The following is a 26,596-nucleotide window of genomic DNA, read 5'->3' as shown; positions in this document are numbered from 1 at the left end:
GGTTAACTATTGGTTACAAAGTATGGCTAAAATGACATCTTTCGCCCCCATGTCGATTGTCGGCATGGCTCAAGAACGCGCCATCGGGACGCACTTTGTTCATTTCAGACGTGTGACGATTTCCGTGAAACTCATTATTGCCGCTATCTATGTCATCTCCATCGCGTATGTCCACTTGCGCGGTAAGGTGCGCCACAAACCAGGCCGCCAACTAAGCGACCACTCGACGTTTCTGGCGCCGATCAATTGCTTCCTTTATATGTTCTCGAAAATCCCCAATCGGCCTTATCTCAATCCGGCGGACTTTCCTGACTTGAGCCCTTTGCAGGCTCATTGGGAAGAGATTCGCGCCGAAGGCCAGAACCTGCTCAAGGCCGGGGAGATCAAGCGCTCGAATCAGTACGACGACGTTGGTTTCAACTCGTTTTTCAAAAGTGGCTGGAAGCGTTTCTATCTCAAGTGGTATGGCGACAGTCACCCATCGGCCGCGAAGCTCTGCCCGCGTACTACTGAACTGGTGCAAAGCATTGGCTCGATCAAGGCAGCGATGTTTGCCGAACTGCCACCGGGTTCCAAACTGGTCCGCCACCGCGATCCGTATGCCGGCTCGTACCGTTATCACCTGGGGCTGGAAACGCCGAACGATGCCGGTTGCTATATCAACGTCGACGGTGAAAGCTACCATTGGCGTGACGGCGAAGCGGTGATGTTCGATGAAACGTTCATTCATTACGCTGAAAACAGCACCCAGCAGAACCGCATCATCCTGTTCTGCGACGTCGAACGGCCGATGAAGTATCGCTGGGCGGCGGCGTTCAACCGCTGGTTCAGCCGCACAGTGATGGCGGCGGCGGGGGCACCGAACGATGCGGGTGACAAGACCGGTGCTATCAACCGATTGTTTGCCAAAATCTACACGGTTCGCCTGCGCGGCAAAGCACTCAAAAAGCGTAACCGCGCTCGCTATTACCTGGAGAAGTGGGCGATTTTTGGCGGGTTGCTGGCGATTTTTGTGCTGATCTGAGTTTTGCTTTGCGGCGCATTTAGTCATTGCAAGCAGGCCAGGATTTTCACCGCATAACGTATAGGCACTCCACTAACCGATCAGCCACGAGAACGCTTCGTGGCTTTTTTATCTGTGCTCGCTTTGGCTTTTTCTGCCGTTTTACCGGCACTCCTGGCACCGAGGCTGCGCTTGAGCAGTTCAGTCAGATCGATCACATCCGCGGTCCTGCGTTCGTCCTCTCCCGTAGCGGTTTCGACGATTTCGATCTTGCCTTCATTCGCCTTCTGCTCAACCAGCGCCATGATCTTGTCTTCAAAGCTGTCGCGGTACTCCTCGGGTGTCCAGTCGGCGCTCATGTCCTCCACCAGCCGTTTGGCCATCTCCAGCTCGCCCTTGGCCAGGTCCGGCCTGGTCACTTCACTGCCCAACTCCAATTGATCCAGGCTGCGCACTTCGGCCGGCCAGCGCAGCATCACCAGAACCAGGGCCGATTCCAGCGGCATGACGGCCGCCAGGTGCTGGCGGGTATGCAACACCACACGGGCGAGGGCGACCTTGCCGGTTTTGCTGAGGGTTTCGCGTAACAGCGCATAGACCTTGCCACCGCGTTTGTCCGGCGCCAGGTAATAGGGTGTGTCGATGTTTTGCAGGGGGATCTGCTTGCTGTCGACAAAGGCAAAAATGTCGATGGTTTGGGTCGACAGTGGATGGGCCGAGCGAATGTCCTCTTCGCTGAGCACCACGTAACGACCCTTTTCGTACTCGACCCCTTTGACGATGTGCGCCTGGGTGACCTCCTTGCCAGTGACCTTATTGATGCGTTTATAGCCCACCGGCTCCATGCTGCGACTGTCGAGCCAGTTGAAATCGATCCCGTGGGAAGACGTCGCCGAGACCAGCGCCACGGGGATGTGCACCAGACCGAAACTGATTGCGCCTTTCCAGATTGCCCGTGCCATCGTCGTGTTCTCGTCAGCCCATTGATGTTCAGGTGACCTATTGCCCGGAGGAAAGTTTCAGTCGGCTGCGACCCGCTTTTGCGGGCTGATCGACGGTGCAGTCAACTGGTGTTACATCTTCTGAAGGAGGTTTTAGTTAACAAATTCGAACCCCGGGCGTAGCGTGGCTCTATTCATCCATGAAGCGTTGCACGCGCTTTTAGAGAGGTTTCCATGAACCGATGTGTGTTCGGCGTCATCGCACTGGCGTTGAGTGGCGTGCTAAGCAGCCTGGCCCTGGCCGATGCCGCCGCGCCGCCATCCTCGCCCTTGCTGCTGGCCCAGAACCTGCCGGGCAGCACCAATAACAATCCTTACAACAACCCGATCCGCCGGGCCAATCCCAACAGCATGCAAGGCACGCGACCCGGCATCCCGGTGATCCGCGGGCCGAGTACGGCGCCTGCGCCGCGACCACCGACCCTGGAGAACGGCGGTATCGGCAACCGTTATCCGCAGGATCGCCAGGCTCCCGCCAGCCCACCGACATTCATACCCAATCCACCTCATCGGGACGCAGACACCAGCAACCGTTGAACGGCAGGACAGAGGTCTTGCCAGCCATTTTGACCACAAAAGGAATCGTGCATGTTGCGTAAGACCCTCCTGACTACACTATTTGCCGGCGTACTGATCATCAGTGCGCCCGTGTTTGCTGCGCCTGCCCAGGAATTGAAAAGTGAGGAGGGCACCCTTGAGGTCACGCCGATCGTTAAAGGTCTGGAGCATCCCTGGGCGCTGGCGTTCCTCCCCGGTCGCCAAGGGATGCTGGTGACCGAACGGCCGGGCAACCTGCGGGTGGTCAGTGTCGATGGCAAACTTTCGAGCCCGCTCAGCGGTGTGCCTCAGGTCTGGGCCAAGGGGCAGGGCGGGTTGCTCGATGTGGTGTTGTCGCCCGACTTCAAGCAAGACCGCATGGTCTATCTGTCTTATGCCGAAGGTGGCGGTGAGGGCGGCAAGGCGGGTACGGCGGTCGGTCGCGGACGGTTGTCGGAAGACCTGACGGCCCTCAAGGATTTCAATGTGATCTTCCGCCAGGAGCCCAAGCTTTCGGTTGGCAATCACTTCGGCTCCCGTCTGGTGTTCGACCGCGACGGTTATCTGTTCATCACCCTGGGCGAGAACAACGATCGACCCACGGCGCAGGACCTCGACAAGCTGCAAGGCAAGGTGGTGCGGATCTATCCGGACGGCAAGGTGCCGAAGGACAACCCCTTCGTCGGGCAAAAAGGCGTACGCCCTGAAATCTGGTCCTACGGCCATCGCAACCCGCAAGGCGCGGCGCTCAATCCCTGGAGCGGCACGCTCTGGGAAAATGAGCACGGCCCCCGGGGCGGTGACGAAGTCAACATCATCGAGCGTGGCAAGAACTATGGCTGGCCGATAGCAACCCACGGCATCAACTATTCCGGCCTGCCGATCCCGGAAGCCAAGGGCAAAATCGTCGAAGGCACCGTAGGTCCACAGCATGTCTGGGAAAAATCCCCCGGCCTCAGCGGCATGGCGTTCTACGATGGCGATCGCTTCAAGGCCTGGCAGCACAACGTGTTTATCGGCGCGCTGGTGGGCCAGGAGCTGATCCGCCTGCAGTTCGACGGCGACAAGGTTGTTCACGAAGAGCGGCTGTTGGGTGAGCTGAACAAACGGATTCGCGATGTGCGGCAGGGGCCGGATGGTTATCTGTATGTACTGACCGATGAAGACGATGGTGCGTTGTACAAGGTTGGGTTGAAGTAAACAGACTCGCACAACCTTTGTAGCTGCTGGCGTAGCCTGTGTTCGGCAGCTGCTACAGAACGTGTTTCTCCAGTCGCATCGCGTCGGCATGGTCTTGGTAATAGTCATGAATCAGCCCGAATCGCCGATAACCGTTGCGCTCGTACAGAGCGATTGCCATCGGGTTGTCGATGCGAACTTCAAGTCGCAGGCAGGCGCAATCGTGCTCAAGGGCGCAGGCTTCGGCGCGTTCGAGCAATTGCTTGCCCAGCCCACTGCCGCGAGCATCAACGGCGATCGCAATCGAGTACAGACGTGCCCGTGAAGTACCCCGGTGAAACAACACCAGCGCATACCCCACCAATCGCTCGCCACGTTGGGCCACCAGCAGTTGCCCGTGAGCCCGGCTGATCATCCATCGAAAACTGCGCCGGCTGAGCCGGTCGGTGGTGAAGCATTGCTGTTCGAGTGCCAGCAGTGCTGGAAGGTCTTCAATGACCGCCAGGCGAAAAACAGGATTCATATGACCGCCGTAAAAGTTGCGTAACGAAACGGGACTTTCGAAAAAGTTCGTGCTTAATAGGAAAGGTCTTGTTCTCCAACGGATCAATCACTATGTCAGCGGTACAAGGTCATTGGCGCGAAGTATCCGAACAAACGTTGCCGACGGCAATAACTTCTGCAAACTATTTAAATGCCTCGATCAGAACTTCCAGTCCGTTGATGATAATCGTCGAACGCAAGGAAGACTGGGCCTCATACTTTCCCAGTGAAGACATCGTCACCGCCCAGGAATACCTCGAACAGACCCGTAACAACGAGCAGGGCAAACGGGTTCAGGTGATCAACCTGTGCCGCAGTTACAAGTACCTCGGGCACGGTTATTACTGCTCGCTGTTGGCCGAAGCGCGGGGGCACAAGGTGATTCCGTCGGTGCGGACCATCAGCGAGCTGACCCGAAAGTCCCTGTATGGCCTGGCCTTGGACGATCTGGATAAAACCCTGGAAAAAGCCTTAAGTCATCATGTTTACAGCGATACCGAAGGTTTCACCTTGACCCTGTACTTCGGCCAGACCTCAATCGAGCCATTACAGGAATTGGCTCGACAGTTATTCGAGGTTTTTCCTTGTCCGATATTGTTAGTTGAATTTCGTCGAACTAACGGTTGGCACATCGAAGGTGTAAAGTTCGGCACCCTGCATAAGTTGCGTGAAGATCAGGAAGATCAGTTTGCAAACGCGCTAGATAGTTTCAGTCGCAAGATCTGGCGCCTGCCACGCTCTCGGCGCTTGGCCCGTTATGACTTGGCCATTCTGCACGACCCGCAAGAAGCATTGCCGCCCTCCAACCCCAAGGCTCTGGACAACTTTGTCAGGGTCGGCAAGATGCTGGGCATCGACGTTGAGCTGATCGAACGCAAAGACTACGCCCGAATCGCCGAATACGACGGGCTGCTGATACGCGAGACGACAAGCGTCGACAACCACACCTATCGTTTCGCGAAAAAAGCCGAGAGTGAAGGCCTGGTGGTGATGGACGATCCGGCGTCGATCCTGCGCTGTACCAACAAGGTTTACCTGACTGACTTGCTCAAGAGCCATCAACTGGGCATGCCGGCCACTGAAATCCTCTACAAGGAGCGACCGGAAGACTTTGAGCGGGTAGGCGAGCGTCTGGGGTTTCCTTTGGTGTTGAAAATCCCCGACGGCTGTTTCTCAAGGGGCGTCATCAAGGTCGAAAGCCAGCAAGCCTTGCTCAAGGCCACCGCCGAACTGTTCGAACACTCGGTGTTGCTGCTGGCCCAGGAGTTCTTCTACACCGAGTACGACTGGCGCATTGGTGTGCTCAACCGCAAACCAATTTTTGCCTGCCAGTACTTTATGTCCAAGGGCCACTGGCAGATCTACAACCACAAGGCCAAAGGCCAGGACATCAACGGCGAATGCCGCACCCTGGCGGTTCACGAAGCGCCGCGCGCGGTGGTTGAACTGGCGGTGAAAACCGCGAATCTCATTGGCGACGGACTCTATGGCGTCGACCTCAAACAGTCCGGCGACAAAGTGGTTGTGATCGAAGTCAACGACAACCCGAACATCGACGCCGGCATCGAAGACGCGTACCTGCAGGACGATCTGTACACGCTGGTGCTGGAAGAGTTCGTCCGGCGGCTGGAGCTCAAACGCCGTGGTCAGGCTTGGTGAGTGGCCTCAACCTACCGAGCTTGTTGAAATTTGGCCATTGACTTGCCATCAGCGTCCGGCTAATTTCCAGCCATGACTTCCACCGTATTGCGCTGCCAGCCAAGCATTATTACCGCCATTCCTTATTTGGCGGGCTAGCTCACGACTGCAGCACCCAACCCGCCCTAGAGGCGGGTTTTTAGTTTCTGTCTCTTGGGCTCCGATCAACGTCAGGAGACGACCATGAACAGCACCCCCACCCAGCAGAGTTTGCTTGAGCATTACGTGAAAAAGATCCTCGCCGCGCCGGTCTACGAACTCGCCGTGCGCACGCCGCTGCAAGCGGCACCGGCCTTGTCCGAGGCGTTGGGTAATCAGATCCTGCTCAAGCGCGAAGACTTGCAACCGACTTTTTCCTTCAAGATCCGTGGTGCTTACAACAAGCTGGTGAACCTGAGCGATGAACAGAAGGCTCGGGGCGTGATCACCGCATCGGCAGGCAATCATGCCCAAGGCGTAGCGTTGGCGGCTCGCGAGTTGGGGATTGCCGCCACTATCGTCATGCCCTGCACAACGCCGGAATTAAAGGTGCTGGGTGTGCGCAGCCGGGGTGCCGATGCGGTGCTGCACGGCGAAAGTTTTCCGTTTGCCCTGGCCTATGCGCTGGACCTGGCACAGCAAACCGGCCGCACCTTTGTCTCGCCCTTCGACGACCCGGACGTGATCGCCGGGCAGGGCACCGTCGGCATGGAGATCCTTCGTCAGCACCAAGGGCCGCTGGATGTGATCTTTGTGCCTGTGGGCGGCGGTGGCTTGATCGCCGGTATCGCCGCGTACGTCAAATACCTGCGCCCGGAAGTGCGGATCATCGGTGTCGAATCGGAACATTCCGCCTGTTTGCAGGCGGCCTTACAGGCCGGCGAACGGGTTGTGCTGCCGACCGTTGGCACCTTCGCCGATGGTGTGGCCGTCGCTCAGATCGGCGCGCATGGTTTCGAGGTCTGCCGGTTTTGCGTCGATGAAGTGCTGACCGTCAGCAACGACGAACTCTGCGCCGCGATCAAGAATATTTACGACGATACCCGCTCGATCACCGAACCTTCCGGCGCCCTGGCCGTGGCGGGCATCAAACAGTACGTGGCGAAAACCGGCACCCGAGGGCAGACCCTGGTGGCCATCGACTCCGGTGCGAATATCAACTTCGACAGCTTGCGTCATGTGGCCGAGCGCGCCGCATTGAGCGGCGCCCCGGCGTGAGGGATGGACCAGTTATTCCTGAACGGCGTTCTCGACGCGGCTCGACGCCGACCAGATCCGGTAGCGCACTTCGACATCACTGGGCACGTAGAGCACGATCGGCAGTTTGCTGTTGTAGCGCAGCTTGAAACCGTCACCGACCACCGGCACGAAGTCCTGTTTGTGCTTGCCGTCAGGACAGGCCATCAGGGTGCTCATCGGGCCGGTGACTTTTTCCAGCCGGTAAAACGGGTAGCCCCAGCCTTCGAGGTTCTTTTCCTCAAGCATGCCGCCTAGACGCTGACGGTTGCAGTCGACGGTCAGGGTCTTGCCGGCCAGAATTTCGACCTGGTAGGCGTCTTCCTGTTTTTGCGGGGCGAGATGAATGACCTGGCGGGTAAAGCCGCTCTCTGGTTTGGGATACGGCGCGACGTCTTCGAGTGTCGCGGCCTGGGCAACGGACGACAGAACGGTAACTATCAGCCCGACGGTCGTATTAAAGGGCAAAGCACCCATAATGCCTCCTTGCGTGCGCGTGGGGTCAGCGGATACTGAACAGATGGCCGCATTCTCACTGCCGTCCTCGGTCAATGCAAACCCGCCATCAGAGATGGGTTGCAAAATGCAGGTATTGAAAACTGACCTTTCTTGCATTTTGCATGACGCAATGTGTTGCCATCTTCTCTAAAACCTTGATTTGCCGACGAGCCGCAGGGCGAAATTCCGGGCATGTTTTATGCTGAAGCTGTCTTGAGCTGACCACGGTCCCGTTGAGTCAGCGCTGAAACAAAAAAACGGTCGGACGTTGGAACGATGAAGCCCGCAAGGAAGAAAAGAACGGGTGATCTGAGCTCCGACCGACAATTGATTTTCGATTGGCAATCTCACAATACCGAGAGGGTGGCCATGTTTCTTTCTGCCTTGGAACTACGCAATATCGTTGAAAGCAGTTTTCTTCCGAAACGCTGCCAATGCACGCTATCTCCGGATCTGTCGATGACCGTCAAGGTGTATTCGGACAACGAGACTGACCATCTCGACCTGTGCGTCACTGGCATAGACGCCCATCACCTCAACGGTTGTCGGGAGATCAATAATCTGATCGCCGGGTTACGCACCGACCTTGAGCAAAAAACCCATAGCCAAATGTTCAGCCCAAAGTCAAAAGCCCATTAACCGGCCGTTTCACCCAGTTCAAGCGACACGCGCCGGGTCTGGATAAACCCCAGACCCAGCGCCAACTCCACCAGGATCGCCAGTAAGATACCCGGCCCGGCATGACCATTGAGCCATTCGCCGAAGCCCAGCGCTGCCAAGCCGAAACAGCCAACCATAAAGCCGCTGCATATCGCACTTCTCGCCGCCGAGGGCGGTGCCTGCCGCACGAGATAAAACATCACCCCAAGCGCACCGAACAGCACCGCACTGCGCCTGGCCACAAACCCCGCTGCGGGCGAATACTCGATACTCCAGATCGCCAGCAACCATTGCGGCATCAAACCCCACACCAGCGCCAGCAGAAAGCAAAGCGCGGCGGTGAACGTTGAAAGCGTGCGAAACGAGAACGGCATGGCGAATCCTTTCGGCGGTAGAGGGGACGCCAAAGCATAGCGTCAGAATCCCCGCAGGCCTACCGCCAAGTGCCGAATCAGAATCGTCTGTCAGCTCTGATAACTGCACGCGTCAGAAAGTTTTCGATAGGTAATTTCCACAGGCTTGCCCGAGGTGCTATCGATGTACTTCATGTCCGCCGTGACTACTTCGCAGTCCAGCGTCGACGGTTCGGTCATGGAAATGACCTTGCCCACATTCATAGGCATACCGTAGTGATAAGGCACGGCCTGGGAGGACGACGTATCGTTGGCCTGAGCAAAACCGGCGAGTGCGGTGCAGGCGAGGGCGGTGGTCATCAGCAGTGTTCGCATGTTCATGATGGGTCTCCAGTGCAGAGGGGAAGCCAGTTCGATGCAAGAGCGTCGAACCTGCCGCACTGGGCGTCAGAGGGTGCTGAGGGAGTGCGGTCCAGTAAAGTTTTGGACCGCAGGATTAATCGAAGGTTAAGTAGCGGGCTAATGGTTGTTGCGAGCCGGTTGTGCGGTTATCTATTCGAGGTGCACAACCTTGAACCCACGTCGATCTGGAGGCGTCTCTATACCAGCGGGTCCTTCCAACTGCCCCCTTCCAGCAACATAGTCATAGACCAAAAACTTCGCCGACACTTCATACCCAATATTAGGAATGACCAGCCGGATCTGCTCTCGTCCGAGGTACAGCCAACGTGGTAACGCCTTCTCGGCAAAATCGATTCGCTCGACGGTGTGAGTGACAGGGTTCTTGCGTAAAACGACGCCTTTTAAATACGGCGAGCCGTATGCGAAGGCGAATATCAGGCTGGAAGAAACACACTTTGCCAGGAAGACTTCGCCGAAAAAGTCGAAATCCGGGATGTCGGTAAAGGCCGGTTGGATTTTGCTGTCGAGTTTCACAAACAGGCGCTGGCCTTGCGCATTCGTTTCCGCCAGCAAGGACACCTGAGTTCTATCGGCCAAAGGGCAGGTGAGGATTGTCTGGAGTGGTTGCGCGTAGGCCGGGGCGGCTAGCAGTGCCGCGATGATGTACTTCCATGGTGTTTGCATTCGGGGAAATCCCTTCGGTTGTCGGGTCCTACGTTACTGCCCGTGAGTCGTGATAAATCCTAAGAAAGCTTCGTCCCGTTCCTACAGGCTCGGGCGTGTTGTTGTCTTTCGCCGGCTGGTTTCCAGCGGTTACTGTTTGGCGTCGCTGCAAAATCAGCGAACAGGTTTGGTCACCTGATAACAACGCACATATGTGCCATCATTCGCGCTGCGGACATCTATGTCCTCACAGTGCGTTGCTATGGCGGCTGTGTGCGGGACGCCTTCGGGCGAGCCGGTTGGTTGTTATCGGTTGACCAAGCCTGTACACAGTCCGCCTCCATCGTTTGGTCACGGTGCTGGTGGTTACTTACAAACAATCGAGTAATCCATATGCAAACTTTTAACCCGTTTCCAGATCGTTATCGTTCAATCAAAAGCAGCGTCACCAACTCAAATCCCTTGGTAATCGACACAGAAGCCAATCCCCAGGACATCCTCGAATCCGCCCTCCAGCGCATCCGGGCCTCCAGCGCATCCGGGCCTCCAGCCAGTTACTTGAAACACTTCACTGCCTATGCTTCAAGCACGGTGATGTTCAGGACATTCCGCACATTACCCATGCGATTTATTTGTTGACCCAGGATGGTTGCGACCTGCTGCAAGTTGCGCAGCAGCGGATGATGGGCTGGAAAGCGCCGGTCTGACGGATACGGTATTACACACAAGCCAGCCTCTTGCGGACGCTGGCTTGTTCGCCCATCCGAACAATGATTGGCTGAAGTCAAGTCAATCTGCCGCCGCTATTATTCTTCACCTGACCAATACCAAATAGTATCGCCCCATCTCGAGTCGCTGAAGCTCGGCATGATTTCGCCCTGTTCGAAATAGCGACGAGATTCTGCTTGTGCAGGTGTAAACCAATAGCCTGCTTTACTGCAAGGTTGCCCTGCATTTATACGAGCAATCTGGGCAGTGTCGGTCGGTTGGTAATTTCTCGCGTATTCGACCAAGTCTTTTGGATAAACCATATGATTAATTTTGCTGTCGTCGATACCGTACAGAAAAGCAATAGCACCAGCCTCCAGCGCCCAATATCCAAAGTAGCCTCCTTCATCCCCTTGTTTGTGAGAGTCGTGCCATGAGGCCTGCTCAAACGCGGGATACCAATCATTGCAATATTTTTGCAATAGTTTGGAAGCTTCTTCCTTGTCCTCCTCATAGGTGGCGTATACCAGAGGCGAGTAAACATCGTGATACCAGCGATCGACGTCGTATCGGTCAGGCAGCAGTTTGCAAAGCAAATCCTCATAGAGGGTGTCATCGCCTGCGTAACCTGCTGGATCTATTAAGGCAACGAATCGTTTTAGCAGGTCGGTGCGATGTAGAAGAATACACAGACTGAACACTTGAACGCATTCTTCGTACTGATCAGGCCAGTCATCAATCGTTAATGGTGTAATGTTCGGGATTTTTTCGTAATTCGCCAGCTTCTCCTGAAGAAGCTCGTAACTTTTTACAAGCTTTTCCAATAATGGGATCAGGACTACGATCTCATTGCCAGCGGTGTAGCGTATCAGTATTTCCTTGAGTATCAGCTTCTGAAAGTATCTGGCTCTGAGCGATTTTTCTTGCTCGTCAGAGTCCGCCTGAAACGTATTTTCTTTGAAGAATTCAATCGAATCTTTGTAGTTGATAAAAAAATTATCGAAGCGAGCTTCGCTTAAGAATTGTTGTCTTCTGCTCATGATCATTCCTCCTCCTTCAGGGAGCTCAATTTGCCGTATTTTTTGGTGAGTGACGCCTTCTTTTTATTGACGGCTTCTTTAACTTTGTTTTCTTTGTAGTGAATAGCCTCGTGCGCAGTATGAGTCTCCGGCCCCGTCATATTTTTTCGAGCTTTTGCGTGTTCGCGAGGACCATTGAGAACGCTGTAAAGAGGTGTGAAAAATAAATGCCGACTGAATGAACTAAGAACGTTCTTTGAAATTTTCTCACGTAGAGCTTTGTCTATGTTCTGGTGAATCCATTCGATACTCATTTGTACCAATACAACCTTGCCCGATTTTTCGGTAGGTTGAGCAGAGTCAATTTCTTTTTTTTGCTCTGTTTTTTCTATTGTTTTAGCTTTTTCTTTTGGTGCGTTATCATTGGTGGCTTTTTTTCTGTTACTGCTCGTCGATGCATTTTTAGTAGTCGTACTATTGTGTTTTTTTCCCGGTCGGGATTTTTTCGGCGCGGTTGTTTCTGCAGTCGTGTCTGATTGATCAACAGGTTCGAGTAACTCTTCAACTGCAATATCACCCGAAACACCCAGTTTGGAAACAATGCTGGGTTTACGAGGTTCTGGTTGTGGGCCTGAAGCCGCCGGTTTTTTTGAGTGCTTAGCTGCCTTATCCTCTTCTTCTTTTTTTCTGTATTGATCTTTTATAAATTTTGGAGTGTCTTCGTCTCTGCTTGCTTTAGCTTCGACAATCGCAAACTTTTTTGAATCATTCGTTGCAGGATCGGCGCGCCATACTGCGTCGATACCAGTACCGTTCGCCCCATCAGATAATTTATACAGGGCGTGCCATTCTTTTGGGTTGCCACCCATTGAAAGTTTGCCTAACGTATTTTCGTCAGGATTGCCACTAAGCCAACGTCCCTCTGCGCCTTTATCATGGCCATCCCAATGTTTACCCCAGCCTAGAGTTTCCGCGCAGTAATAGTCGGCGATATGCTCTCCACTGACGCCAAGTGCATCATTGGCAATATGGTAGACCTTGGTGGCTGCGTTCTGCTGGTCAATCTTGTTGGAATGTGTGCCGCTCGCGCCGTCCGCACCTTGACTCGCCACTGAAGCATCTTTGCCCGCGGGTTTCTTTGTTGTTGCCGGCTTGCTTGACGCCGCCATCGCAGAGCTGTTGCGTTGCATGCCTTTCCACTTGAGCAAGCGTCTTTCGACAATAGCGAGCATTTCCGGCATGTTGTCGCGAGACGTCGCCAAGACGGTAACGACCGCGGATTTTGCCCAATTAGGCAAACTCTGAAATGTCGACGAGCCTTTGACCGCGCTAATGATAGCGTCTAGCTCAGCACTCAATTTTGACGCATCGAAAACCTGCTTGAGCAGCTCCTCGGGACTGGTTTTGATCCCACACTCCTGAAGAACGAAGCGCAACAGATCGAACAAAACCGGTGCAAATCGCTGTGGGTCGCGGTTAACGATGCGCATGCTTTTCTTCAACCCATCGCCTGGGCCTGGTATCCAGCCTATCACTGCCATTAAAAGGTCAAATTTGGCGTCTTCCTTTCCGTCTGCGCTTTCTGCGTTATACAAAGTAATGGACGATTCGATAGTGTCATAGGCGTCGATGGCCTGGCCGAGGAAAGGCACGGCGCCCATGGCGATACCTTTGGCCAACTCGACAGCTGCTTCCTTATAAGCGGCCTTACGGTCTGTGTCGTCTGTGACCTCGGTATTTTGTGCTACTTCACTCATGCCAGCCTCCCTGCAGCTTGTTCAACCAAAGCCTGTAAATCGACCTCGTTCGGGTCATATCCTAATTTGAGCAAGTCTTCGTTGATCTTATCGTCGGAGCTTTCGACAACCTTGATTGATTCACGGTTGTACGGCCTTGGATCCTCGCCGTAATACACCTTGGCCGGTCCTTTCGGGACATCCTCCAAACGAGCAAAGCCGTCGTCGTCCAGCACGCCTTCACGGGTCGACCCGTCGGCAAAATCAACTCGATACGACGCGCCCTGCACAGGCTCAAGGTTGTCGTAATGCAGGTTCAATTCCAGCCAGGTCGGATCGGTCTTGGCTTCTTTCATCAGGCGACCGGCGATGTCGGCAGCAGCAAGTCCTGGAATAAGCGGGGCAAGGATGGCGATTCCGGTGCCGGAACCTGGCCCACCACCCGAGTTGACCTTCACCTCAGCCCCACTGATCGTCACACCCCCCGCATCAATCTTCACAAAACTCCCGCCAGCCTTGGCCGTGAGCTCCATGCCACCCTCAACCACTACCTTCTCGCCAGCGTTGTAATGAATCTCCTGACCGGCCTCGACAAACTGCGCGGTGCCCACCTTCACATGCTGGGTCACGCCCACGGTCAGGTGATCATCCGCCCGCGCTTCAGTCTTGCGGTCCAGATGGGTAATCCGGTGCTCTTCCACCTTGAACTCGCTGAACACGTTGGCTTCGACCGTGTCATGCCGTTCATTGCCGACGCGGATTTTCTGGTCGTGTTCGATGTTTTCATCCCAGTCGCGCTGGGCGTGCAGGTAGATCTGTTCCGCGCCTTTTTTGTCTTCGATGCGAAACTCGTTGTAGCCCTTGCCGCCCGGCGAGCTGAGGGTTTTGATGGTGCTGCGGGTCTTGTTCGCCGGCAGGTCGTAGGGGACGACGTTTTCCTTGTGGTACAGGCAGCCGGTGATCAGCGGCTGGTCGGGGTCGCCTTCGAGGAAGGTGACGAGCACTTCCATGCCGACCCGCGGGATGGCGATGCCGCCGTAGGCGTTGCCGGCCCAGCCGCTGGCGACGCGTAGCCAGCAGCTGGTCTTGTCGTCGGCCTGGCCGTCGCGGTCCCAGTGGAATTGCACCTTGACCCTGCCGTATTCATCGCAGTGGATTTCTTCCCCCGGCGGGCCGGTGACGATGGCGGTCTGGCTGCCCAGCACTTGCGGTTTCGGGTGTTCCAGGGCCGGGCGGAAGTGCGCGTCCCACGGGGTGGCGAGGAAGCGGTTGCGGTAGCCCTGGTGGAAGTCGTCCTTGTTGTCGGTGACGTCGCTGGTGGTGTTCTCGCCGAGCACTTGCGGCTGTTTGCCCTCGTGGACGATTTCCAGCAGCAGCCACAGGTCGTTCCATTCGGCGCGCGGGTGTTCGCTGAGAACCAGGAAGTGGCCGCTGACCAGGGTCGGCTCGTCGCCTTTGCCTTCGGCCAGTTGGTAGTCGCTGCGATGGCGCTCGAGGGCACGGGTTGCCAGTTGCTTGCCGCGCGCGCGGTCGGTGAAACGGCCGGGGTAGTCGTAGTCTTCGAGGTCCGGGGCGAACGCGCTTTTGGCCGCGCTTTCCGGCAGCAGCCGGGGTTTTTCGAAGTCGTAGTCGCGGCGGCTGACGCGGGTAGTGCGGGTTTCCAGGCGCAGGTTGAAGCGCTTGATCACCGGTTTTTCGGCGGCCATGCCGGAGTCCTGCTGGTAGCTCACCGGCGCCAGTTTGCGGAACACCGTCTGGTCATCGCCGAACACCAGTTTGTGGCCGCTGGCCGAGTGCTGGAAGTGGAAATGGATGCCTTCCTCTTCGCACAGGCGCTGGATGAAATGCAGGTCGGATTCGTCGTACTGCACGCAGTACACGCGCTCCGGGTAGATCGCGCCGAGCTGGAAGCTGTAGGCGTCGGCCAGAATGCCGCGGGCTTCGAGGACCTGGGCGATGATCTTCGGTACGCTGAGTTGCTGGAAAATCTGTTGGTCGTGGTTGTGGCGCAGGTAAGCCAGTTGCGGCACCAGGCTGATGCTGTAGCGGGTCAGGCTCTTGCCGGAATCGCCTTGCTCGATGCGGTACACCAGACCATGGATTTTGCCCTGGCCGGTGGCGCCGAAGGTCAGACAACCGGGCTTGTGCAGCAGCTCTTCGAGTTTCAGGTCGGGGCGGGTGCTGACCAGTTCGATGTCGAAACAGAACGGCTGGTTGAGGGCCTCGCGGCCGATGAAGCTGAGCACCTGAAGGTCGACGGAAACGCCTTCGAGGGTGAGGGAGATATGGATTGCGTTTGCGTCCAGCATGCCTTGAATTCCGTCCTTTGAAAAAGCAGGGGGCGGATGGTGCAGTATTAAATGGCCATGTTCAAGGCGAAAATGCCCTAGGTCAGGGGCCTGACGCTTGTAGGGCTTTCCCCTATAGCTGAGGTTTTGCACGATGAATACAGGCACTTTTCGAGGCAATTGACCGCTACGCCATATAAAAAAGAAGGCCCCACAGATGGGGCCTTCGTTTATGACTCAGCCAATAAATTCAAAGCGATTGCAGGGAAATGGTCGCGCTCTGAGAGTTTTGCTGGCTGTCAGCATCCATCCAGACCCACTGCGTACCGTCGCCTTGCAGATTATTGGAAATACTCTGAATCTGCGAGTAACTGATCTTGACGGCCCCAACTTCACTTGCAGTAGGCCCGATCGTGGTGACCTGGCCGGAGAGCAGGCCGTTCGACGTCTCGTTGACGACGAACACGGTCGCTTGCGCCTCACGGAACTGGCATGAGAGAAACTGTGTAATGGTGCTGGTGATCGTCAGGTTCATCCATTTCGATGGAGGGACCGCATAGTAGCGGGTGTACTTGTTGAACGGATGCTGCTCACCATCGGCCGGCAGCGGATAGTTGCTGAGCCCCGATGTGTTGGTCGGCATGCTGACACTTCCCAGCCAGATTTCGACCTGTGATTTACCGGCGTTGCTGGACAGTGAGACCGAAACGGTTTGAGTATCGGTGCCCGAGACAAAACCCAACGATGCCAGGCCTGCATTGGCCGTGGTGCCAGGTACCGTGATCGGTACGGGCGGTTGGCTGTTGCTCCAGTTCACGGAGACAGTCGAGTTGTTGTCATTTTGCGCGGAGTTGTAGATAAAGATCCCATACAGCTGGCCTGGGCTAAGCGCGGTACAGGTGGCTGTATCACCTGCGGTGAGCGTAATGCGTTGTCCGCCGTTCCAGTTAATTTGGGCAGCTGAGATAGCGACACTTTCCATGTTGGAGTTCCTTTTCCTGTTGTGGTGGTATAAGGATTCGCACAGCAATTGTCCTTACCTGCGCCGTGCGTGGAAAAGATACTAGTTGAAGGTATGTAGCGGTCAAGTAACTAACTGGTTGTAGTTGGCTGCATGTGATTATTTTTTTGGAATAGTTGCAAGTATAAATCGCTATAAATTTTCTCAGGTATAAAAAATATAAAGCTGTCAATGGCCGCTTATCTTTTGTACGGGTTTTATTTTTTAAATTGCAATAAGACTATATCTAAAAAATATAATGGGAGAAAAGATGTAGCGCCCAATGAAGCAAGATATGCAAGCTGTCTTTTATTCAAGTCCTGCGGCAGGCCCTGAAATCAGGACCCGCCATAGTAGAGGAGGTATGGGGGGTGTATTTCAGCTCAACTGCCGCCGATACGGCAAATCCGGCCCGGTCTTGCTGCAGGTCAACGCGGCGGCACTCACCGCAAACCTGAGCATCCCGTCAATCTGCTCACGGCTCAGCCGCTGCACACCCGCAACCGAATCCAGCTGCTGCTCGGTCAGCCAGGTAATCAGCGCCGCCTGGAAGGTATCGCCAGCCCCAACGGTGTCGGCAATCTTCACCGAACAGGCCGGCACCGACCATGTGCCATGAGCCCGGCTGAACACTGTCGCCCCCTGACCGCCACGGGTCAGGAACACCAACTGACAACGATGGTCCAGCCAGCCTTCGATCACGCGCTGCGGATCCTGCTCGGGATACAACAGGCTCAAATCTTCGTCGCTGACCTTGATCAGGTCGGCAAGCTCCACCAGGGTGGCGATCCGTGAACGCCACAACTCGATGTTCGGCTCGGGATTCAGGCGCACGTTCGGGTCGAGGCTGATCAGGCGTTTGCCACTTTCGCGCTGCACCAGCGCCAGCAAGGTATCGGCAACCGGTTGCACCACCAGCGAGAACGAGCCGATGTGCAAGCCGCGCACTTCAGGCCCCAGTTGCGGCAGATGAGCAAGGCTCAACTGCCGATCCGCGCAGCCTTCGCCGCGAAAGCTGTAGTGAGGCGAGCCGTTGGCACCGACCGCGACCATCGCCAGCGTGGTCGGCGCGGCGAAGTCCACGAGGTAATCCGGGCGCACGCCTTCATCCTGCAGCACTTGCTGCAAGCGGCGGCCGAGGTAGTCGGTCGACAGTCCGGCAAACAGCGCGGCATCCACGCCCAAGCGGCGCAACCCCACTGCAACGTTGAACGGCGAGCCGCCGGCAATTGCCTTGAAATTCACTTTGGATGCCAGGCCGCTGGCATCGTCTTCGCTGAAGAAATCGAATAGCGCTTCACCACACACCAGATACATAGTTGCTCGCTCTTTAAAGGGTTGCGACATGCTGTTGATAGCGTTCGTAGGCCTGCTGACAGGCCTGTACATTTTCTGCAATCGGCAGGGTTTCACTGGCCAGGTCGAGCTTCACGCAGCGCTCGCACAAGTCCGCCAGGCTGTCTTCGTGGCCGTTTGCCCAAGACTTGCACCACGCCGCCTGAATCGCTGCGCCAAGCGCCGCGGCCTCGCTCTGTTCGGTACAAATCACTGGCGTATTCATGATGTCGGCGACGATTTGCCGCCACACCGGGCTCTTCGAGCCGCCGCCGGTCAGGCAGATGCTGCGGCTTTGTAAGCCATTGTGGCGCAGCAGGTCCAGCCCGTAACGCAAACCGAAGGTGGTGCCTTCCACCACGGCGCGGCACAGATTGGCCCGGGTCAGGTTGGTCATGGTCAACCCCAGCAGGCTGCCGCTGGCATGGGGCAGGGCGGGAACGCGTTCGCCATTGAGGAACGGCAGCATGCACACGCCTTCAGCACCAATCGGCGCGTGTTCGACCAAGGCGTTGAACTGCTCGATATCCAGTTCGAACAACTCGCGAATCGCGCCGGTGGCATTGGTCAGGTTCATGGTGCAAATCAGCGGCAGCCAGCCGCCGCTGGAGGAACAGAACGTCGCCACCGAGGCGTCCGGACTGACGTGCGCTTGCTCGGCATAGGCGTAGACCGTCCCCGAAGAGCCGAGGCTCATGGTGATCGCGCCGGGCTTGATGTTGCCGGTGCCGATCGCGCCCATCATGTTGTCGCCACCGCCGCTGGAGACCAGGGCCTTGGGGTTGATGCCCAGATGCTCGGCGATGCCCGGCAGGATCGTACCGACCGGCTGGTGGGCATCGATCAGCTCCGGGAGCGCGGCTTGCAGGCGCCCGCTGGGGTCGATGTCGCGCAGCAGTTGCAAGTCCCACTGGCGCGTACGTACGTTGAAATAGCCGGTGCCCGACGCATCGCCGTACTCGCTGCAACTGCGGCCGGTAAGCCAATAGTTGAGGTAGTCATGGGGCAGCAGGATACGGGCGATGCGGGCGAAAATTTCCGGGTGTTGTTCTTTGGTCCAGAGCAGCTTGGACACGGTGTAGCCCGGCGCGATAACGATGCCGAGGCGCTCCAGGGAGCCTTTTTCACCGCCCAGATGAGCCAGTAGACGATCATTCTCCGGGGTGGATTCGGTATCGCACCAGAGCTTGGCCGGGCGCAGTACCTGGCCGTGATCGTCGAGCAGCACCAGACCATGCTGCTGGCCGGAAACGCCGATGCCGAGGATGGCCTGACCATCGACATCCGCGGCGAGCAACGCGCGACGGGTGGCCTGGGTAAAGGCTTCCAGCCACTGGGCAGTGTCTTGCTCGCGACGGCCATTGGGGCCGCTGATGAGGCTGTGGACAGCAGCGCCCTGACCGAGGACCTGACCGCTGTGTGCGTCGAGGATCACGGCTTTGGTGCCTTGGGTGCCGCAGTCGATGCCCAGGAATAGTTGTTGGTTTGCCATGGAAACACCCTACCGAAGATTGTTCCCACGTTCTGCGTGGGAATGCATCAATGGACGCTCTGCGTCCGCTTCTGGATGGGACGCGGAGCGTCCCGGGCTGCATTCCCACGCAGAGCGTGGGAATAATCAGACGGCCAGCACTCGTTCGAGCGTCTGCGTCACGCCAACTTCCCGCAAGCTGTTACAGCACCACTCGAACGCCGCGACGAACTCTGGCGAACGCGGAATCGCCGTGCCGAAAATCTCCTCAACCTCCAGCAGCCGCTGGGTGATCAATGCATCATCGGCCACCAGCGCCTGACAGAACGCCGCCCGCGGATCCGGAATTGCATAGGTCTGACCGTTCTCATCCACGCCTTTGAGGTACAGCGCCCAGGCCGCCACCACCAGCGCCGCACGTTTGGTCTCGCGGCCGTCGGCGATCAAGCGGTTGAGGGTCGGCACGGTGAATTTCGGAAACTTCGATGAGCCGTCCGAACACACCCGCTCCAGTTGATCGGCAATCGCCTGATTGGAGAAGCGCGCCACCAGGGTGTTTTTGTACTCGGTCAAATCGATGCCCGGCACCGGCGCCAGTTGCGGCGTCACGTCCAGGTCCATGTAGGCGCGCATGTAGCGCACGAACAGCGGGTCGTTCATGGTTTCGTGAACGAAGCGGTAACCCTTCAAAAAACCCAGATAAGTCAGGGCCAGGTGACTACCGTTGAGCAGTTTGATCTTCATCTCTTCGTAAGGCGTGACGTCGTCGGTGAACTGCACGCCGACTTTTTCCCAGGCCGGGCGACCGTTGACGAATTTATCTTCCAGCACCCACTGCACAAACGGTTCGCAGACCACTGGCCAGGCGTCGTCAATGCTGTGTTTGTCGTGCAATTGCAGGCGATGCTGGATGCTGGTCATCGGCGTGATGCGGTCGACCATGGCGTTGGGGAAGCTGACGTTGCGCTCGATCCAGTCGCGCAGGTCGGCATCGCGCAGGGCGGCGAATGCGAGCAAGGCTTTGCGGGTCACCGCGCCGTTGTGCGGCAGGTTATCGCAGGACATCAGCGTGAACGCGGGCGTGCCGGCGGCACGCCGTTTGGCCAGCGCGGCGCAGAGGAAGCCGAACACGGTTTTCGGCGTGTTCGGATTGCTCAGGTCGTGCTGGATCTGTGGCAGATGCGCCATGAACTCGCCATTGCTGTCGTCGATGCAGTAGCCGCCCTCGGTGATGGTCAGCGAGACGATGCGGATCTCGGGGCTGGCCAGTTTATCGATCAGCGCCTCGGCGCCGTCTTCGGCCAGCAGCATGTCGCGGATCGCGCCGATGACTCGCACTTCGGTGTCGTCGGTATCGCCGAGTTCAAACAAGGTGAACAGGTAATCCTGTTCTTTGAGATCGTCCCGGGCACGACGGTCTTCGGCGCGCAGGCCAACCCCGCAGATGGCCCAGTCCAGTGCTTCGCCGGTGTTCATCAAGGCGTCGGTGTAGTACGCCTGATGTGCGCGGTGGAAACCGCCGACGCCAATGTGCGCGATGCCCTGGCGGGTGTCGCTCAGGGTGTAGGTGGGCAGGGCCACCTCGGGGGCGAGGCGGTTGAGGTTGGACTTGTTCAGTTTCATCGCATGTTCTCTGATATCAGGCTGCGGCGCGCAGTGGACGAGTCAGCGCCACGCCGTTGGCATCGAATAAATGGCAGTGTTCGGCGTCCAGGTGCAGGCTCAGGGTTTCGCCATAACGGCTGGCCAGATCGCCGCGAACGCGCATGGTCAACGCTTCGCCGGACGACGTCAGCACATGGCAGAAGGTGTCGCTGCCCAAACGTTCGCTGACATCGGCGGTGACTTGCAACGTGCAGTCGCCAGGTTGCGCCAATTCCAGGTGTTCCGGGCGAATGCCCAGGGTCACCGCGCCGCCGACGCTCAGGTTGGCCGCGCTCAGCGGCAGAGTGATGCGGGTGCCGGCGTCCAGCAGCACTTCGCAGCCCCGGCTTTCAATACGGGTGACTTTGCCTTTGAGGAAGCCCATTTTCGGTGTGCCGAGAAAACCTGCGACAAACAGGTTGGCCGGCTGGTGATACAGGTCCAGTGGCGAACCGACTTGCTCGATCTTACCGCCATTGAGCACGACGACTTTGTCGGCCATGGTCATGGCTTCGACCTGATCGTGGGTCACGTAGATCATGGTGGCTTGCAGTTCTTTGTGCAGGCGCAACAGTTCCAGGCGCATTTGCACCCGCAGGGCGGCGTCGAGGTTGGACAGCGGTTCGTCGAACAGGAAAATTTTCGGGTTACGCACGATGGCCCGGCCGATCGCTACGCGCTGACGCTGACCGCCGGACAGCTGTTTCGGTTTACGTTCGAGCATCGGCCCGAGCTCCAGAATGCGCGCTGCTTCGCCGACCTTCTTCTCGACTTCGGCTTTCGCTACACCGGCCAGGTCGAGGGCGAACGACATGTTTTTACCCACGCTCATGTGCGGGTACAGGGCGTAGGTCTGGAACACCATCGCCAGGTCGCGCTTGGCCGGGCTGACTTCGGTGATGTCGCGGCCATCGAGCTCGATGGTGCCGCCGCTGACTTCTTCAAGGCCGGCGATCAGCCGCAGCAGGGTCGACTTGCCGCAACCCGACGGGCCGACGAACACCACGAATTCCTTGTCGTTCACTTCCAGGTCGATGCCTTTGATGATGGAAAAACCTTCGAAGCCTTTTTGCAGATTTTTGATTTTCAGGTTGGCCATGATGGCGCTCCTTTATGTTTATTCTTTGAGGGCTATTTCACGGCGCCAAACGACAGGCCGCGGACCAGCTGTTTCTGGCTGATCCAGCCGAAGATCAGGATCGGCGCGCAAGCCAGGGTCGACACCGCCGACAACTTGGCCCAGAACAAACCTTCGGGGCTTGAGTAAGAGGCGATCAGTGCGGTCAGTGGCGCGGCTTTGGACGAGGTCAGGTTCAGCGACCAGAACGCCTCGTTCCAGCACAGGATCAACGACAGCAACACTGTGGAGGCCAGGCCGCCCTTGGCGATCGGCAGCAGCACCCGGACCATTTCCTGCCACAGGGTGGCGCCGTCCAGGCGTGCGGCTTCGAGGATGTCCTTGGGGATGTCTTTGAAGTAGGTGTAAACCATCCAGACCACGATCGGCAGGTTGATCAGCGTGTAGATCACGATCAGCGCGATTCGCGTATCCAGCAGGCCAAAGCTCTTGGCCAACAGGTAGATCGGCATCAGCACGCCCACTGGCGGCAGCATCTTGGTGGAGAGCATCCACAGCAGCGTGCCTTTGGTGCGCTGGGTTTCGTAGAACGCCATGGAGTAGGCGGCCGGCACCGCGATCAGCAGGCACAAAGCGGTGGCGCTGAAGGAAATCACCACCGAGTTCCAGGCGAAGCTGAAGTAATCGCTACGCTCGTTGATGTGCAGGTAGTTCGAAAGCGTCGGCGTGAAGATGAATTGCGGTGGCGTGGCGAAGGCGTCGATTTCGGTCTTGAAACTGGTCAGCACCATCCAGAAGATCGGGAAGAAAATCAGGATCGCGATGGCCCAGGCCAGGGTGCCGAGCAGCAGGCTTTGCAGACGACGGGATTGTTGAAGAGTCATGGCGCGGGCCTCAGGCTTTGTCTGTCAGGTTTTTGCCGATCATGCGCACCAGCACAATGGCCGCGATGTTGGCAATCACCACCGCGATCAAGCCACCGGCGGAGGCCATGCCGACGTCGAACTGCACCAGCGCCTGGTTGTAGATCAGGTAGGCGAGGTTGGTCGAGGCGTAACCGGGGCCACCGTTGGTGGTGGTGAAGATTTCGGCGAACACCGACAGCAGGAAGATGGTTTCGATCATCACCACCACCGCAATCGGCCGGGCCAGGTGTGGCAAGGTCAGGTGCCAGAAAATCGCGATCGGGCCGGCACCGTCCAGGCGTGCGGCTTCTTTCTGTTCCTGGTCGAGGGACTGCATGGCGGTCATCAGGATCAGGATCGCGAAGGGCAGCCATTGCCAGGACACAATGATGATGATCGACAGCAGCGGGTAGTGCGCCAGCCAGTCCACCGGCTGCGCGCCGAACAGCTTCCAGATGTAGGCGAGAATCCCCGAGACCGGGTGAAAGATCAGGTTCTTCCAGATCAGCGCACCGACGGTGGGCATGATGAAGAACGGCGAGATCAACATCACCCGCACGATGCCGCGACCGAGAAACTCACTGGCCTCCAGCAACGCGCTGATCAACACGCCGAACACCACGCTGATCAGCAACACACTGCCCACCAGCAACAGGGTATTGGTGGCGCCGGGCAGGAAACCCGAATCGCTCAGGAAGTAGCTGAAGTTCTCCAGCCCCACGAATTCGTTTTCGCCAGGGTAGAGCAGGTTGTAGCGGATCATCGAAAAGTAAATGGTCATGCCCAACGGCACGATCATCCACAGCAGTAGCAACGCCACCGAGGGGCTGACCAGAAACCAGCCGGGGTTGGTCAACCGGCTTTTACGCAGCGGTTGCGGGATGTCCATGTGAGCTTTGACAGTGGTTGAAGTATTCATGGCGATCAGAACCGATTGGGAACAGACAAATGAAGATCAACTGTAGGGGCGAGGCTTGTGTGGTGAGGGGGCTTGCCCCCGTTGGGTCGCGAAGCGGCCCCAAAAACACTTTGCGACTGCTTCGCAGCCGAACGGGGGCAAGCCCCCTCGCCACACAAACCTGTTCCCACATGGGGCGCTGGTTATTTGGGATAACCGGCGCGCTTCATTTCACGTTCGGTGGTTGACTGGGCGGCGGTCAGGGCCTGGTCGACCGTGGTCTGGCCGATCAGCGCCGCCGAGAACAGCTTGCCAACCTGGGTGCCCACGGCCTGGAATTCAGGAATGGTTACCAGTTGGATGCCGATGTAGGGCACGGGCTTTTGCGACGGTTGGCTCGGGTCCGCGGCTTTCAGCGATTCCAGCGTCACCTTGGCGAACGGCGCGGCATTCATGTATGCCTCGGTGTAGGTCGAGGCGCGAGTGCCTGGTGGCACGTTGGCGATGCCGTCTTTTTCCGCGACCAGGGCTCCGTACTCCTTGGACGTGGCCCAGGCGCTGAAGGTTTTCGCCGCTTCCTTGGCCTTGGAACTGGTGGGGATGGCCAGTGCCCACGAATACAGCCAGGCCGAACCTTTGTCGGTGACCTGATGCGGTGCGTAAGTAAAGCCGACGTGGTCGCTGACTTTGCTCTGGGTTTTGTCGGTCACGAACGAGCCGGCCACACTGGCATCGACCCAGATCGCGCACTTGCCGCTGTTGAACAGCGCCAGGTTCTCATTGAAACCGTTACTCGATGCGCCGGGCGGGCCGGACTTTTTCATGGTGTCGACGTAGAAATTCAGCGCATTTTTCCACTCAGCACCGGTGAATTCCGGCTGCCATTTCTCATCGAACCAGCGCGCGCCATAGGCGTTGGCGACAGTGGTGATCAGCGCCATGTTTTCGCCCCAGCCAGCCTTGCCGCGCAGGCAGATGCCGTACTGTTCTTTATCTTTATGGGTGAGTTTGCTGGCGAATTCGCCGATCTGTTCCCAGGTCGGGCGTTCCGGCATGGTCAGCCCGGCGTCCTTGAACAGGTCGGTGCGGTAATAGGTGATGGAGCTTTCAGCGTAGAACGGCAGGGCATAGAGCGAGCCCTTGACCGAAAGACCTTCACGCACCGAAGGGAAAACGTCGTCGAGGGCGTAGTTGGCCGGCAAGTCCTTCATCGGTTCCAGCCAACCCTTGGCACCCCAGAGTGCGGCTTCGTACATGCCGATGGTCAACACATCAAACTGCCCGCCCTGGGTGGCGATGTCGGTGGTCAGGCGTTGGCGCAGGACGTTTTCTTCAAGCACCACCCAATTGAGTTTGATGTCCGGATGCTCGGCTTCGAAGGTTTTCGAGAGCTTTTGCATGCGGATCATGTCGCTGTTGTTGACGGTGGCGATGGTCAGGGTCTGAGCGCCGAGGCTGACGCTGCTGAGGGTCATGCAGGTGAGGGCAAGCAGAGCTTTTACCGAAGGTTGCATCGTGCACTCCTTTTCTGCACCCGGGGGTTACAGAAGGACAGTTATTGTTTTTGTGTCTTCCTGCGGAGGGAAGAATGTGCAGCGATTACAGCCTTCAATTGACAGGCTGACAAATCATCCATCGCACTGTGATCGATACTTTTTTGCACTGGGAAGTCAGGGGCTGGTGTCGCTGCATGCCGCGCTGTAGCAGCTGCCGTCAGGCTGCGTTCGAGGGCGAAGCCCTCGCCGGGTCCGAAGCTGCGGCGATACAGAAGAGGTGGAGTGGCCGGGTTTGCGACTGCTGCGCGGCCGAACGCAGCCTTCGGCAGCTGCTACAGGGATCCGTGGTACAGGATAAGTCAGTGCTGATTCTGCTCAGTCAACCGTTGCACCGCCAGCCGCCGATAGTGCGACGGCGTCATGCCCTTGAGTTGCTGAAAACGCCGGTTGAAGTTGGAAATGTTGTTGAAGCCCGACTCGAAACACACATCGGTCACCGTTTTGTCGCCATCGGCCAGCAGCTCGCAGGATTTGCTGATGCGCAGGCGATTGACGAACTCGATGAAGCAGCGTCCGGTGGCCTGTTTGAACACTCGGCTGAAGTAGGTCGGCTTCAGACCCAGATGCTCGGCCACCTCTTCCAGCGTTAAATCCCTGGCGTAATGGGCAAAGATGTAATCCACCGCCCGGTTGGTACGGTCGATATTGTGTTCATCGGCCAATTGCGGCGTTGTGGCACCGGACAGCAACTGGTAGTCATCGGACGCCGCCAGCAACTCCAGCAGAATGAAAAAATGCCCAAGCCGGGTCATGCCTTGGGTGTCGGCGATGCGCTGCATCAAGGTCATGGCCTGGCGTATGGTGCGCTTGCAGCGAAACTCGATGCCGTACTGCGCGCGCTCCAGCAAGGGCGCAATTGTCTTGAGTTCAGCGAATACCTGATGGCCACTTTCGAACAGCTCGTCAGTGAAATTGACCAGCATGTCGCGCTCGGGCACCACTTCGTCTTCGGCCACCTGGCTGATCCAGTTGTGGGGCAGGTTGGGGCCGGTCAGGAACAGTGTTTCCGGGTAGAAGTTACCGATGTAGTCACCGATGAACACCTTGCCGGAGCTGGCGATGATCAGGTGCAGTTCGTATTCCTTGTGGAAATGCCAGCGCACCAGGGGGCAGGGGAATCCGTGTTGGCGATAGATGATGGACAACCCGTTGTGGTCGTCCATCAATTCGTAGGAAGGATCGGTGACTCTGGCTGTTCGGGTCATG

The 26,596-nt window shown here is 57.3% G+C and carries 22 protein-coding genes and 3 pseudogenes; 7 read left to right on the top strand and 18 right to left on the bottom strand.

The annotated features are described in order from the left end of the window. Positions 1-124: 124 nt before the first annotated feature. Positions 125-1,024, top strand: a complete 900-nt coding sequence (gene lpxO, locus AC07VO_RS02365) for a lipid A hydroxylase LpxO (RefSeq protein WP_026286412.1) — start codon at positions 125-127, stop codon at positions 1,022-1,024. Positions 1,025-1,104: 80 nt separating this feature from the next. Here the strand turns inward: lpxO and ku are convergent, their stop codons facing one another. Beyond that, positions 1,105-1,965, bottom strand: a complete 861-nt coding sequence (gene ku, locus AC07VO_RS02360) for a non-homologous end joining protein Ku (protein ID WP_192350607.1) — start codon at positions 1,963-1,965, stop codon at positions 1,105-1,107. A 213-nt stretch (positions 1,966-2,178) separates the two neighbouring features. Here ku and AC07VO_RS02355 point away from each other — a divergent pair, with 213 nt between their 5' ends. Beyond that, the gene (locus AC07VO_RS02355; protein ID WP_138867625.1) at positions 2,179-2,541 is read left to right on the top strand and encodes a hypothetical protein; all 363 of its coding nucleotides are present in this window, start codon (positions 2,179-2,181) and stop codon (positions 2,539-2,541) included. 51 nt (positions 2,542-2,592) lie between these two features. Continuing rightward, positions 2,593-3,741 carry a PQQ-dependent sugar dehydrogenase gene (locus tag AC07VO_RS02350; protein ID WP_192350605.1) on the top strand — a complete coding sequence of 383 codons (1,149 nt, stop codon included), beginning with the start codon at positions 2,593-2,595 and terminating at the stop codon, positions 3,739-3,741. Positions 3,742-3,796: 55 nt separating this feature from the next. On the opposite strand, the pseudogene rimI reads toward AC07VO_RS02350, so the two are convergent. Continuing rightward, positions 3,797-4,243 (bottom strand): annotated as a pseudogene (gene rimI / locus AC07VO_RS02345) (ribosomal protein S18-alanine N-acetyltransferase); the annotation flags it as partial. 200 nt (positions 4,244-4,443) lie between these two features. Between rimI and AC07VO_RS02340 the strand changes: the two are divergent. Continuing rightward, positions 4,444-5,922 (top strand): RimK family ATP-grasp domain-containing protein, encoded by a 1,479-nt coding sequence (locus tag AC07VO_RS02340; RefSeq protein WP_173861192.1) that lies wholly within the window; start codon positions 4,444-4,446, stop codon positions 5,920-5,922. 222 nt (positions 5,923-6,144) lie between these two features. Further along, positions 6,145-7,140, top strand: a pseudogene (gene ilvA / locus AC07VO_RS02335) (threonine ammonia-lyase, biosynthetic); the annotation flags it as partial. A 30-nt stretch (positions 7,141-7,170) separates the two neighbouring features. Here ilvA and eco read toward each other — a convergent pair. Continuing rightward, complete coding sequence (gene eco, locus AC07VO_RS02330) at positions 7,171-7,653, bottom strand: serine protease inhibitor ecotin (protein ID WP_086944229.1); 483 nt, start codon at positions 7,651-7,653, stop codon at positions 7,171-7,173. A gap of 390 nt (positions 7,654-8,043) precedes the next feature. On the opposite strand from eco, the gene AC07VO_RS02325 reads away from it, so the two are divergent. Continuing rightward, a complete protein-coding gene (locus AC07VO_RS02325; protein WP_192350737.1) occupies positions 8,044-8,313 on the top strand; it encodes a DUF1652 domain-containing protein in 270 nt (89 codons plus the stop codon). On the opposite strand, the gene AC07VO_RS02320 is transcribed toward AC07VO_RS02325, so the two are convergent. From AC07VO_RS02320 to AC07VO_RS02310, 3 genes are all read right to left on the bottom strand, one after another. After that, positions 8,310-8,708 (bottom strand): hypothetical protein, encoded by a 399-nt coding sequence (locus AC07VO_RS02320; RefSeq protein ID WP_192350601.1) that lies wholly within the window; start codon positions 8,706-8,708, stop codon positions 8,310-8,312. The two genes, AC07VO_RS02325 and AC07VO_RS02320, sit on opposite strands and share 4 nt — an antisense overlap. 90 nt (positions 8,709-8,798) lie before the next feature. Beyond that, on the bottom strand, positions 8,799-9,068 hold the full coding sequence (locus tag AC07VO_RS02315; RefSeq protein ID WP_192350599.1) for a DUF2790 domain-containing protein: 270 nt from the start codon (positions 9,066-9,068) through the stop codon (positions 8,799-8,801). A 171-nt stretch (positions 9,069-9,239) separates the two neighbouring features. Beyond that, the gene (locus AC07VO_RS02310) at positions 9,240-9,773 is read right to left on the bottom strand and encodes a hypothetical protein (protein WP_018926050.1); all 534 of its coding nucleotides are present in this window, start codon (positions 9,771-9,773) and stop codon (positions 9,240-9,242) included. 372 nt (positions 9,774-10,145) lie between these two features. Here AC07VO_RS02310 and AC07VO_RS02305 point away from each other — a divergent pair. Further along, positions 10,146-10,459, top strand: a pseudogene (locus AC07VO_RS02305) (hypothetical protein). 99 nt (positions 10,460-10,558) lie between these two features. Here AC07VO_RS02305 and AC07VO_RS02300 read toward each other — a convergent pair. The 12 genes from AC07VO_RS02300 to AC07VO_RS02245 form a co-directional block, all read right to left on the bottom strand. Further along, complete coding sequence (locus AC07VO_RS02300; RefSeq protein WP_064618069.1) at positions 10,559-11,506, bottom strand: PoNe immunity protein domain-containing protein; 948 nt, start codon at positions 11,504-11,506, stop codon at positions 10,559-10,561. Further along, positions 11,503-13,236, bottom strand: coding sequence for a hypothetical protein (locus AC07VO_RS02295; protein ID WP_064618067.1), 1,734 nt, complete (start codon positions 13,234-13,236; stop codon positions 11,503-11,505). The genes AC07VO_RS02300 and AC07VO_RS02295 overlap by 4 nt, the downstream gene beginning before the upstream one ends. Further along, positions 13,233-15,524 carry a type VI secretion system Vgr family protein gene (locus AC07VO_RS02290; protein WP_495007469.1) on the bottom strand — a complete coding sequence of 764 codons (2,292 nt, stop codon included), beginning with the start codon at positions 15,522-15,524 and terminating at the stop codon, positions 13,233-13,235. Before AC07VO_RS02290 ends, AC07VO_RS02295 begins: the two co-directional genes overlap by 4 nt. Before the next feature lie 229 nt (positions 15,525-15,753). Next, a complete protein-coding gene (locus AC07VO_RS02285) occupies positions 15,754-16,485 on the bottom strand; it encodes a hypothetical protein (protein ID WP_018926045.1) in 732 nt (243 codons plus the stop codon). Positions 16,486-16,881: 396 nt separating this feature from the next. Continuing rightward, a complete protein-coding gene (locus AC07VO_RS02280; RefSeq protein ID WP_111453617.1) occupies positions 16,882-17,820 on the bottom strand; it encodes a carbohydrate kinase family protein in 939 nt (312 codons plus the stop codon). Between the two features lie 13 nt (positions 17,821-17,833). Continuing rightward, positions 17,834-19,330 (bottom strand): xylulokinase, encoded by a 1,497-nt coding sequence (gene xylB / locus AC07VO_RS02275; RefSeq protein ID WP_064618060.1) that lies wholly within the window; start codon positions 19,328-19,330, stop codon positions 17,834-17,836. Positions 19,331-19,456: 126 nt separating this feature from the next. Then, positions 19,457-20,932, bottom strand: a complete 1,476-nt coding sequence (locus AC07VO_RS02270; RefSeq protein WP_192350595.1) for a mannitol dehydrogenase family protein — start codon at positions 20,930-20,932, stop codon at positions 19,457-19,459. Between the two features lie 16 nt (positions 20,933-20,948). Continuing rightward, the gene (locus AC07VO_RS02265; RefSeq protein WP_192350593.1) at positions 20,949-22,052 is read right to left on the bottom strand and encodes an ABC transporter ATP-binding protein; all 1,104 of its coding nucleotides are present in this window, start codon (positions 22,050-22,052) and stop codon (positions 20,949-20,951) included. Positions 22,053-22,084: 32 nt separating this feature from the next. Beyond that, positions 22,085-22,915: a carbohydrate ABC transporter permease gene (locus AC07VO_RS02260; protein ID WP_018926039.1), complete on the bottom strand. Its 831-nt coding sequence runs from the start codon at positions 22,913-22,915 to the stop codon at positions 22,085-22,087. 10 nt (positions 22,916-22,925) lie between these two features. Further along, a complete protein-coding gene (locus tag AC07VO_RS02255) occupies positions 22,926-23,855 on the bottom strand; it encodes a carbohydrate ABC transporter permease (protein WP_192350591.1) in 930 nt (309 codons plus the stop codon). A gap of 182 nt (positions 23,856-24,037) precedes the next feature. Then, positions 24,038-25,348 (bottom strand): ABC transporter substrate-binding protein, encoded by a 1,311-nt coding sequence (locus AC07VO_RS02250; RefSeq protein ID WP_111453622.1) that lies wholly within the window; start codon positions 25,346-25,348, stop codon positions 24,038-24,040. Positions 25,349-25,689: 341 nt separating this feature from the next. Then, on the bottom strand, positions 25,690-26,595 hold the full coding sequence (locus AC07VO_RS02245) for an AraC family transcriptional regulator (protein ID WP_018926036.1): 906 nt from the start codon (positions 26,593-26,595) through the stop codon (positions 25,690-25,692). Position 26,596 lies beyond the last annotated feature (1 nt).

This window comes from Pseudomonas sp. GW821-FHT03E01 (assembly GCF_059420765.1).
The sequence above is the reverse complement of the archived record's forward strand: the minus strand, read 5'-3'. Positions and strand labels throughout refer to the sequence as shown.

Coding starts and splice junctions, on each gene's coding strand:
- ku (WP_192350607.1), bottom strand. CDS start 1,965: ATGGCACGGGCAATCTGGAAAGGCGCAATCAGTTTCGGTCTGGTGCAC.
- AC07VO_RS02355 (WP_138867625.1), top strand. CDS start 2,179: ATGAACCGATGTGTGTTCGGCGTCATCGCACTGGCGTTGAGTGGCGTG.
- AC07VO_RS02350 (WP_192350605.1), top strand. CDS start 2,593: ATGTTGCGTAAGACCCTCCTGACTACACTATTTGCCGGCGTACTGATC.
- AC07VO_RS02340 (WP_173861192.1), top strand. CDS start 4,444: ATGATAATCGTCGAACGCAAGGAAGACTGGGCCTCATACTTTCCCAGT.
- eco (WP_086944229.1), bottom strand. CDS start 7,653: ATGGGTGCTTTGCCCTTTAATACGACCGTCGGGCTGATAGTTACCGTT.
- AC07VO_RS02325 (WP_192350737.1), top strand. CDS start 8,044: ATGTTTCTTTCTGCCTTGGAACTACGCAATATCGTTGAAAGCAGTTTT.
- AC07VO_RS02320 (WP_192350601.1), bottom strand. CDS start 8,708: ATGCCGTTCTCGTTTCGCACGCTTTCAACGTTCACCGCCGCGCTTTGC.
- AC07VO_RS02315 (WP_192350599.1), bottom strand. CDS start 9,068: ATGAACATGCGAACACTGCTGATGACCACCGCCCTCGCCTGCACCGCA.
- AC07VO_RS02310 (WP_018926050.1), bottom strand. CDS start 9,773: ATGCAAACACCATGGAAGTACATCATCGCGGCACTGCTAGCCGCCCCG.
- AC07VO_RS02300 (WP_064618069.1), bottom strand. CDS start 11,506: ATGATCATGAGCAGAAGACAACAATTCTTAAGCGAAGCTCGCTTCGAT.
- AC07VO_RS02295 (WP_064618067.1), bottom strand. CDS start 13,236: ATGAGTGAAGTAGCACAAAATACCGAGGTCACAGACGACACAGACCGT.
- AC07VO_RS02290 (WP_495007469.1), bottom strand. CDS start 15,524: ATGCTGGACGCAAACGCAATCCATATCTCCCTCACCCTCGAAGGCGTT.
- AC07VO_RS02285 (WP_018926045.1), bottom strand. CDS start 16,485: ATGGAAAGTGTCGCTATCTCAGCTGCCCAAATTAACTGGAACGGCGGA.
- AC07VO_RS02280 (WP_111453617.1), bottom strand. CDS start 17,820: ATGTATCTGGTGTGTGGTGAAGCGCTATTCGATTTCTTCAGCGAAGAC.
- xylB (WP_064618060.1), bottom strand. CDS start 19,330: ATGGCAAACCAACAACTATTCCTGGGCATCGACTGCGGCACCCAAGGC.
- AC07VO_RS02270 (WP_192350595.1), bottom strand. CDS start 20,932: ATGAAACTGAACAAGTCCAACCTCAACCGCCTCGCCCCCGAGGTGGCC.
- AC07VO_RS02265 (WP_192350593.1), bottom strand. CDS start 22,052: ATGGCCAACCTGAAAATCAAAAATCTGCAAAAAGGCTTCGAAGGTTTT.
- AC07VO_RS02260 (WP_018926039.1), bottom strand. CDS start 22,915: ATGACTCTTCAACAATCCCGTCGTCTGCAAAGCCTGCTGCTCGGCACC.
- AC07VO_RS02255 (WP_192350591.1), bottom strand. CDS start 23,855: ATGAATACTTCAACCACTGTCAAAGCTCACATGGACATCCCGCAACCG.
- AC07VO_RS02250 (WP_111453622.1), bottom strand. CDS start 25,348: ATGCAACCTTCGGTAAAAGCTCTGCTTGCCCTCACCTGCATGACCCTC.
- AC07VO_RS02245 (WP_018926036.1), bottom strand. CDS start 26,595: ATGACCCGAACAGCCAGAGTCACCGATCCTTCCTACGAATTGATGGAC.